At 42.5% G+C, this 9,290-nt stretch carries 7 protein-coding genes; 4 read left to right on the top strand and 3 right to left on the bottom strand.

The window, feature by feature from the left end:
* Positions 1 to 101: 101 nt before the first annotated feature.
* Positions 102 to 1,334 (bottom strand): multidrug effflux MFS transporter, encoded by a 1,233-nt coding sequence (locus ACVBIK_RS11330; RefSeq protein WP_447161351.1) that lies wholly within the window; start codon positions 1,332 to 1,334, stop codon positions 102 to 104.
* Between the two features lie 512 nt (positions 1,335 to 1,846).
* Here ACVBIK_RS11330 and ACVBIK_RS11325 point away from each other — a divergent pair.
* Positions 1,847 to 3,739, top strand: a complete 1,893-nt coding sequence (locus ACVBIK_RS11325) for a choice-of-anchor I family protein (RefSeq protein ID WP_447169699.1) — start codon at positions 1,847 to 1,849, stop codon at positions 3,737 to 3,739.
* A gap of 123 nt (positions 3,740 to 3,862) precedes the next feature.
* Here the strand turns inward: ACVBIK_RS11325 and ACVBIK_RS11320 are convergent, their stop codons facing one another.
* Positions 3,863 to 4,207 carry a hypothetical protein gene (locus tag ACVBIK_RS11320; protein ID WP_447169698.1) on the bottom strand — a complete coding sequence of 115 codons (345 nt, stop codon included), beginning with the start codon at positions 4,205 to 4,207 and terminating at the stop codon, positions 3,863 to 3,865.
* Positions 4,208 to 4,455: 248 nt separating this feature from the next.
* Here ACVBIK_RS11320 and ACVBIK_RS11315 point away from each other — a divergent pair, with 248 nt between their 5' ends.
* Positions 4,456 to 5,208 carry a Nif3-like dinuclear metal center hexameric protein gene (locus ACVBIK_RS11315; RefSeq protein ID WP_447161348.1) on the top strand — a complete coding sequence of 251 codons (753 nt, stop codon included), beginning with the start codon at positions 4,456 to 4,458 and terminating at the stop codon, positions 5,206 to 5,208.
* A gap of 88 nt (positions 5,209 to 5,296) precedes the next feature.
* Here the strand turns inward: ACVBIK_RS11315 and metG are convergent, their stop codons facing one another.
* Complete coding sequence (gene metG / locus ACVBIK_RS11310; RefSeq protein ID WP_447161347.1) at positions 5,297 to 7,336, bottom strand: methionine--tRNA ligase; 2,040 nt, start codon at positions 7,334 to 7,336, stop codon at positions 5,297 to 5,299.
* Positions 7,337 to 7,496: 160 nt separating this feature from the next.
* Here metG and apbC point away from each other — a divergent pair, with 160 nt between their 5' ends.
* Positions 7,497 to 8,612: an iron-sulfur cluster carrier protein ApbC gene (gene apbC, locus ACVBIK_RS11305; RefSeq protein WP_447169697.1), complete on the top strand. Its 1,116-nt coding sequence runs from the start codon at positions 7,497 to 7,499 to the stop codon at positions 8,610 to 8,612.
* 11 nt (positions 8,613 to 8,623) lie between these two features.
* On the top strand, positions 8,624 to 9,262 hold the full coding sequence (gene udk, locus ACVBIK_RS11300) for a uridine kinase (RefSeq protein ID WP_447161345.1): 639 nt from the start codon (positions 8,624 to 8,626) through the stop codon (positions 9,260 to 9,262).
* Positions 9,263 to 9,290 lie beyond the last annotated feature (28 nt).

Genomic DNA, 9,290 nt, shown 5'->3' with positions numbered 1-9,290 from the left:
TTATTATTGAGTTTGAAGACAGACTTGTGAAACATATTAACTAAAACTGCAGTTACACAGAATCTGTTACACCCTCACGAGATTTATCAGTGATATTTCCCTTATGCTTGTTCATTAGTCTCTATAGGCTCATGGCTGCTTAAAAACTGACAACAAGCGACTAGTATCACCGCCGAAAGCATTAAGGCTGAGAACGGCACTGCTGTACCTGTATAAAATAGGGCTAACAAGGGGCCTGCTAACGCGCCAAAACCAAACCTTAAGGTACCAATTACAGCTGTTGCAGTACCTGTTTCCTTTTGAAATTTCATCAGCACAATCGCATCAGCGTTAACCGACATCACACCTAGGCAAGCCATTAAGGGCAATAACATCATCACTGTAAACAGGTAGTTTAGTCCTAATAGGTTAACTATTAGCAGAGCTGTACCTGCTATAGCGCCGAAAAAGGTTGCTACTTTGAGCATACGTTTTGAACCATAACGTCCAACGATTTTGCTATTAATCACATTGGCTAGCATTAATGCGCCTACGTTAGTACTAAACAAAATTGCAAACACTGATTTATCGAGTCCAAACACTTCCATATACACAAATGGTGATGCGGTTAAGTAGCAGAAAAAAGCAAATGAGGTTAATACGCCACTGGCTATATTGAGTTTAACTCCCTTCTTAGTAAACACGGTGGCATAAGCACCAAAAAAGGATTGTTCACTTCTACTTGAAGGATCTTTATCGCTTGGCATATTCAGCTTTAGGCTTACTAAAATAAGCAAGGTTAGTGCATAAAATGCCAGGATAAAAAAGATAAGCTGCCACTCACCAAACTCTAGAATTAAGCTCCCAATGCTTGGGGCTATTAATGGTGCTAACATCATGATTAAGCTGACATAAGACATGCCTTTAGCGGTGTTTTTCCCATACAGCTCTTTGATATACCCCGGAACAACAACCGTGGCTGCAGCGCCGATAAAAGCCTGAAAAAAGCGTAAAGCCAAAAAGCTTTCTATCGTGGTGACGAACGCAAGACCTAAACTTGTGAGCATAAAGCCAGTTAAACCAAGAATGACCAATTTTTTTCTGCCAAACCTGTCGGCTAGGGGGCCGAAACAGAGCATGCCTAAGGCGTAACCTGCTAAATATAAGCTTAATGATTGCTGTACTAAGGTAATGTCAGTATGAAAACTCGATGCAAGTGTAGCCATTGCGGGGAGATACATGTCAATGGCGAGTGGCGTGATAGCGACAATAGCCGATAGCATAGGGATCAACAGCGTTAGGCTGGCACCAAAAGGATATTTATTCGTCGTCTGGTTATTTGCTGAGTTGTTCAACGGGACCTCTACATCTTGTTGCTTAATTGTGTAAATAAAACGAAAACTATCATTTCAATAGCTGAAAACTGTTTGCTTATGGCAAAAGACTTTGCGGAGAAATTTCAATTTAACGCTAAAAGTGTATGTACTCGATCTGGTGGTACTTACATTGCGGTCTAAACAGGTAAATAACGGGTTTAGCGAATGAAAGGAACACTTTAATGTAAGGAATAACTAAAGTGTCAGATGCCATTATATTAGCGTTTTAAACTTAATAATCAATCCTTGTTGAGCTTTATTTTCCGCGTTAGCCCAGGCAATTTGTAAGCAAACATCTTTGTCTTTCCAGTGTCTCTTTTCTGTAGCGAGTACCTTTATTGTCCGTTAAAGATTGTCTTAAAAATGTCTTTTAGCTGTCATCTTAGCGTCTTTTATTAGACCTAAATTGGGTGGCTTTAAACAATGCTTGTGTTTACAAGTCGTCGATAATGCCGGCTTTCTTACCCTGAAGATGGATGAAAGGAATAATAATGAATAATCAATTTAAGCTGCTCCCAGTTTTACTTGCAGCTTGTTGGGTTACCGCTTGTAGTGATGATGGTGATCAGGGCGCGGCTGGCCAAGATGGAATGAATGCGCTCGTGTCAGTCTCTGAACTTGCACTAGGCAATGACCAATGTCCATTAGGCGGACAAATGCTGACCACAGGATTAGATTCAAATTCAAATGGTCTGTTAGATGACAGCGAGATTGATACGACTCAAACTCAGTATCTTTGTAAGGAAAGTACCAATGGCTCTCAAGGGGGGCTTACCGCAGAGTTGATTGGCCGCTATCAGAGTCATATTTACGGGTTAAGTGCTGCAGAGATTGTTGATTTCCATGTGGAATCACAACGGATCTTTGTCGTGAACGCTAAAAGCGGAAAAGTCGATGTTTTAGACGGTGCAAGTTTGAGTTTAGATGATGCAGTGACTGGATCGGGGGCATTAGCGCTCAATAACATCAATAAACTTACCGATATTGATGTCAGTGCGGATTTAAACTTGCAAAGGTTGGGTGGTGTAAACAGTTTAAGCGTATATGGTGATCTACTTGCTGTAGCGGTAGAGCGCGCAGATGATAAAGGTAATAGTCGGCAGGGACGCGGCTATATTGCGTTTTATCGTTTAGACAATAGTGGTGAAAGTGAATTGATCCAACAGGTTGAGGTTGGTTATTTGCCTGATAATGTTGTCTTTAACCGAGATGGGTCATTGCTGTTAGTGGCTAACGAAGGTGAGCCTAACTCGGCGTACAGTGTCGATCCTGAAGGGAGCATTTCAGTGATTGAAATCAAAGATGGCACTCCTGAACCTACTGCGACAGAAATGGGCTTTACAGCGTTTAATGTTGGCGCTTTGAGAGAAGATGAACTGAGTCCATTAATTAAAGTAAATGGACCCGGGGCGAGCGTCGCTCAAGATCTTGAGCCTGAATATATCGCAGTGAGTGAAGATAATACTAAAGCTTATGTGTCATTACAGGAGAATAATGCCATTGCAGTGATTGATCTAAAGAGCAAAACGATTGATTCAATATTGGCGCTCGGGCTTAAAGATTATGGTATTGAGCAAAATAAAATTGATGCCAGTGATAAGGATAATCGAGTTAACTTCGTTGCCTATAAAGATGTTTATGGCATGTATCAGCCAGATACTATTCAAAGCTACCAATGGAAAGGTGCTAATTTTATTGTCACTGCGAATGAAGGCGATGCACGAGATTATGATGGTTTTTCTGAAGAAGCACGAGCAGACGATTTAATCTTAGATCCTGCACACCCGCAGCTTATTGCCGCGCAAGATAAAACTCAACTTGGCCGTTTAAAAGTCACCACAAGTATGGGCGATAGCGACAATGATGGCGATATGGATCAAATCATTAGTTATGGTGCGCGTTCATTTTCTATTTGGGATGAGCAAGGGGAGCAAGTCTTTGACTCAGCATCTGATTTTTCCAGAATCACAGCCGCCGTTCTTGGTGAGCAGTTTAATAACAATAATGATGAGAGCAAAGGTGATAGTCGAAGTGACGATAAAGCCGGAGAACCTGAAGCGTTAGCTATCGGCAAGATTGCTGGCAAGTATTACGCTTTTATAGGCCTTGAGCGCAATGGTGGCTTTATGATTTACGATATCAGTAACCCTTTCGAGGTCAGCTTTGTTGATTATCTTGTTAACCGAGATTTCGATGCCGATTTTGAAATTAATACCGATACAGGTGAGGTGGTAGGCGATGCGACCTTAGCGGGCGATTTAGGTCCAGAAGGAATGAAGTTTATTGGAGCAGAAAACAGTCCAACAGCACAGCCTCTGTTAGTGATTGGCAATGAGGTTAGCGGCACAACTAGCGTTTATGGGTTAACGTTTAAACAAAATTAAAAATTGCTAATGTTTTAACGTATTAGATAATAAAAAACTCCGTTACCCTAAAGTGACGGAGTTTTTTATTAATCGAAGCTAGCAAGGGGGATTGCCTCTTCAATCAGTCTTAATCAATGAAGCTTAGAAACCGCGAGGTAGTTGACCTTTACCCGCTAGCTTTTCACGCCAAAGTTCTTTTGGTGTTTTACCACCGTTTTTGGCTGCAGGTTTAGCCGCTTTTTTCACTGTTGCTTTCTTAGCGGTTGGCTTAGCCGCAACGGTCTTTGTTTCTACTTTAGCTGCTACAGGGGCACTATTGCCGCCAACTTCAGCTAACATCGCTTCTAACTCACTAAAGCGTAAAGATTTACCGCCATCGATTTTGTACCAGCTACCTTTCTGTTCAATCTTAACAGCTTGGCCATCACGCTGAGTTAGTGCTGTCTCAAGTGAGCTGATAACTTCTTCTTTGGTCAGTTTTGACATAATAATAACCTGTTTATTTTTGTGTGTACTTGAAGGTTTGTAATGATTTTATCGTTTAATGTACCGTAAAGTCCAATTTTAGCCGGATCTGGCTGAATTTCTATGATGTTTTGAGCACTTTAGCCTAATTAGTGAGTTAAGTCGGTGTGATTTTTGAGCAATGATTATAAATGGCGTGTTTCTGCTTCAACTATATATTTGTAGTAACAATAGGTTAAAATGCATTTTTGAGTATTCTTGGCGGATTTATGACTCGGACCGAATTAAGCCAATATTTGGCAAGTTTTTTACAAATTTCGAACTTTAAAGACTATGCACCAAATGGATTGCAGGTTGAAGGTAAGCTACAGATCAATACCATAGTAACAGGTGTCACAGCTTGTCAGGCGTTGATTGATGCTGCCATTGAGTTGAACGCAGACGCTATTTTGGTTCATCATGGATTTTTCTGGAAAAGTGAACCAGAAGTGATTGTAGGCATGAAACAAAAGCGTATTAAGGCCTTGCTGACAAATGATATTAATTTATTTGGCTATCACTTACCGTTAGATGCGCATCCTGAGATTGGCAATAATGTCCAGTTAGCAAAAGTGTTGGGGATCGTGGAGGCTGAAGTTATCGACAATGTAGCCCAAGGTTTAATTTGGCGAGGAAAGCTGGCAACGCCCACAATGGCTAGTGACTTTAATCAACAGATCTCTAATAAGCTAAACCGTCAATGCCAGCATTTAGGCTGCCAAGATGCCATGGTTAGCACTGTGGCTTGGTGTACCGGCGGCGCACAGGATTATATTGATATTGCAGCAAGTATGGGGATTGATGCCTTTATCAGTGGTGAAGTGTCTGAGCGCACTTATCACTGCGCAGTAGAGCAGGGCGTACAGTATTATGCTGCTGGCCATCATGCTACCGAGCTTTATGGTATTCAGGCGTTAGGCGCACATCTAGCAGAGCAGTTTGGGGTTAAGCATCACTTTGTTGATATCGTGAATCCGGTATAACAGCTTAATATAACAAACATTTGATAATAAAAAAGCCGCTAATTAGCGGCTTTTTTTGTTTTGAATGACTCTAAACCCGATATTGGGGTTACTTCACTTTCATGCCAGGCTGCGCGCCTTCATGTGGCTCCATGATCCAAAGATCTTTGCCACCAGGCCCTGCGGCCAATACCATGCCTTCAGATACACCAAAGCGCATTTGACGTGGGGCAAGGTTAGCGACCATGACAGTAAGCTTACCTTCTAGATCTTCTGGAGCGTAAGCTGACTTGATACCGGCAAAGACTTGCTTGGTTTCACCGCCTAAATCTAGCTCTAGTCGTAAGAGCTTGTTGGCTTCTTTAACGTGTTCAGCTTTTGCAATGCGCGCAATACGCAGATCAATTTTAGCGAAATCATCAAAGCTTATCTCTTCAGCGATAGGATCTTGCTCAAGCGGAGTCTTAATCTCTTGCTTCACTTCAGGCTCTGCAGTCACTTGCAGGTTTTCTTTTGACGCTTCGATAATTGCTTCAATACTCTTCATCTCAACGCGTTGCATCAAGGCTTTGAATTTAGCAATTTCGTGATCAGCAAGATCGACATCTAAATTGTCCCAAGTCAATTCCATCTGTAAGAAGGCTTCAACATCTTGAGCAAGTTTAGGTAGCACAGGCTTAAGGTAGGTCACCAAGATCCGGAACAGGTTAAGTGCATTACTGCAAACCTGATGTGCTTCTTCTTGCTTATCTTCTTCTTTAATTAACTGCCATGGCGCTGAGTCAGCGACATAAGCGTTAGCGATATCAGCAAGTGCCATGATTTCACGCATCGCTTTGCCGTATTCACGGGTTTCATAGAAGTTCGCAATGATTTCTTGCTTAGCTAAGAAACTTGTCGTCAGGCTAGTGTCTGCAATTTTAGCGAGCTTGCCGTCAAAACGCTTACTGATAAAGCCTGCGGTACGTGACGCCAGGTTAACCAACTTGCCGACTAAATCTGAGTTTACGCGCTGGGCAAAATCTTCTAGATTCAAGTCTAAATCATCGATTCTGCTGCTAAGCTTAGCCGCGTAGTAGTAACGAAGATATTCTGGATCTAGGTTATCAAGGTAAGTACGTGCCTTAATAAAGGTACCTTTAGACTTTGACATCTTAGCGCCGTTTACTGTCACATAACCATGTGCATAAACACTGGTAGGCTTACGCAGACCTGCACCTTCGAGCATGGCTGGCCAGAAGAGACTGTGGAAGTAAACGATATCTTTACCGATGAAGTGATAAACTTCAGCTGTAGAATCTTTGCTCCAGAAATCGTCAAAGTTTAGATCATCACGCTTATCACATAGGTTTTTAAATGAACCCATGTAGCCGATTGGTGCATCTAACCAAACGTAGAAGAATTTACCGGGTGCATCTGGGATCTCAAAGCCAAAGTAAGGTGCATCGCGAGAAATATCCCACTGCTGCAGACCTTGCTCAAACCACTCTCCCAGCTTATTGGCCATCTCTTGTTGTAGAGAGCCTGAGTTGATCCACTCTTTTAACATGCCTTCAAATGCTGGCAGGTCAAAGAAGAAGTGTTCAGTGTCTTTCATGATTGGTGTCGCACCCGATACAGCAGACTTAGGATTGATCAAGTCAGTGGTGCTGTAAGTGGCGCCGCAGTTATCACAGTTGTCGCCATACTGATCTTCTGACTTACAACGTGGGCAAGTGCCTTTTACAAAACGGTCAGGCAGGAACATTGACTTTTCAGGGTCAAATAACTGTGAAATGGTTTTGGTTTTAATATAACCCGCGTCGCGTAACTTGATATAAATTTGACTCGCTAGCTCACGGTTTTCATCACTGTGAGTGCTGTGGAAGTTGTCAAATTGAATATTGAAGTCAGCAAAATCCTTTTCATGCTCTTTTTGAACTTGAGCAATCATCTCTTCTGGTGCAATACCCATCTGTTGTGCTTTAAGCATGATTGGCGTGCCATGAGCATCGTCAGCGCAGATGTAGTGACATTCGTGCCCACGTAGCTTTTGGAAACGTGACCAAATATCGGTTTGAATATACTCAAGCATGTGACCCAAATGGATTGGACCGTTAGCATACGGAAGTGCACTAGTGACGAGGATTTTACGTTGTGAATTTGCCATCTTTTCTCAAAATCGCTGGGAACCTAATTAGAATGGCATAGATACTAACCGATCCAATAGATAGTTTCATCAAAAGCTCGCACAAGTGGATTAAATCTAGACTAATGTTTGCCAGAATATCTGGTACAATTGCGCAAATCATATTTAGGGGGTCTGCATTTTGTCTTCAACTCATCCAAATTATCATCTTGATGATGATCTACTCAGCCAGGTATTAGCGATTCTAGATTCGTTTCAAGACACGTATTTGAACAAGAGTTTGTTAAGCGCTGGTATGGTAACCAAGCTTGCCATTGAAGGTAAGCGACTACAGCTCGGCCTATGTTACGCGTACCCGTGCCAGACACTGTACCGTGATATCGTTATGGCTGTGACTAAAGAGTTAGCTGTATTGGATGCAATTGACGAAGTTGAATGTGAAATTGACTTCCAACCAGAAACCGTTTCAGCAATTAGTGCAGTTGAACCTTTGCCAAACATTAAGCAAGTGATTGCTGTGGCATCGGGCAAAGGCGGTGTGGGTAAATCAACTACAGCCGTTAACCTAGCGCTAGCGTTAGCTGCAGAAGGTGCCAGTGTTGGTATTTTAGATGCTGATATTTATGGCCCATCAATTCCTATGATGTTAGGTGTTGAAGATTTCAAGCCTGTATCGCCAGATGGCAAGATTATGACGTCGGCAATAGCTCACGGCATTGTCGCGCAGTCTATTGGCTTTATGCTTGATGGCGACCAAGCTGCGGTATGGCGTGGTCCTATGGCGGCGGGTGCATTAGTACAATTGCTGACTGAAACTGAGTGGCCAGAGCTGGATTACTTAGTGATTGATATGCCACCAGGAACCGGTGATATTCAATTAACACTTTCACAAAAAGTACCAGTGAGTGGTGCTGTGATTGTGACGACCCCTCAGGATATCGCCTTGGCGGACGCTAAAAAAGGCGTGAGTATGTTCCAGAAAGTGAACATTCCTGTACTGGGTATTGTTGAAAACATGAGCTTCCACCTTTGCCCTGAATGTGGTCATAAAGATCATCCATTTGGTGCTGAAGGCGGCCAAAAAATGGCAACTCGCTACAATGTGCCATTGCTTGGTCAATTGCCGCTGCAATTGAATATCCGTGAAGATATGGATAAAGGTACGCCAACAGTAGTGGCTGATGAGTCAAGTCAAGTCGCTGGTATATATCGTGAAATCGCTAGAAAGGTCGGGGCACAGCTTGCTTTATGTCAAGCACAGCCTAAAGTATCAATTAGCATGTCTGATGACGAATAAGGTCTATTTTAATGAATTCTAAAGATTGTGTTGTAATTGGTATCGCGGGCGCGTCTGCGTCAGGTAAAAGTCTTATCGCTAAAACGATTTACGAAGAACTTTGCCGTGATTTAGGTACAGATCAAATTGGTGTGATTGCAGAAGATGCGTATTATCGCGACCAAGGCCATCTGTCGATGGATCAACGTGTATTGACTAACTATGACCATCCTAAAGCATTGGATCATGAACTATTATGCACGCATTTGCGTGAGCTTAAAGCAGGTCATGCAGTTGATGTACCTGTTTATAGTTATACAGAGCATACTCGTACTGAACAGAAAGTGACACTTACCCCTAAGAAAGTCATTATTCTTGAAGGGATTTTGTTGCTAACCGATCCTGCTCTGCGTAAAGAGATGGACGCATCTGTGTTTATGGATACACCACTAGACATTTGTTTTATGCGCCGTTTATCTCGTGATGTCGCTGAGCGCGGAAGAACGATGGAATCGGTTATGCAACAGTATACTGAGACTGTGCGTCCAATGTTCCTACAGTTTATTGAGCCATCTAAGCAGTACGCTGATATTATCGTGCCTCGTGGTGGTAAAAACCGAATCGCAACTGATATTCTCAAGGCACGTATACAGCACCTGCTCGCGAAATAAGGCAATTTTAAATATAAGGGACTCTAGC

The organism is Shewanella sp. 125m-1, assembly GCF_052977065.1.
The sequence above is the reverse complement of the archived record's forward strand: the minus strand, read 5'-3'. Positions and strand labels throughout refer to the sequence as shown.

Bases quoted from the DNA above. Each gene is read 5' to 3' on its own strand.
- ACVBIK_RS11325 (WP_447169699.1), top strand. From the start codon at position 1,847: ATGAATAATCAATTTAAGCTGCTCCCAGTTTTACTTGCAGCTTGTTGG.
- ACVBIK_RS11320 (WP_447169698.1), bottom strand. From the start codon at position 4,207: ATGTCAAAACTGACCAAAGAAGAAGTTATCAGCTCACTTGAGACAGCA.
- ACVBIK_RS11315 (WP_447161348.1), top strand. From the start codon at position 4,456: ATGACTCGGACCGAATTAAGCCAATATTTGGCAAGTTTTTTACAAATT.
- metG (WP_447161347.1), bottom strand. From the start codon at position 7,336: ATGGCAAATTCACAACGTAAAATCCTCGTCACTAGTGCACTTCCGTAT.
- udk (WP_447161345.1), top strand. From the start codon at position 8,624: ATGAATTCTAAAGATTGTGTTGTAATTGGTATCGCGGGCGCGTCTGCG.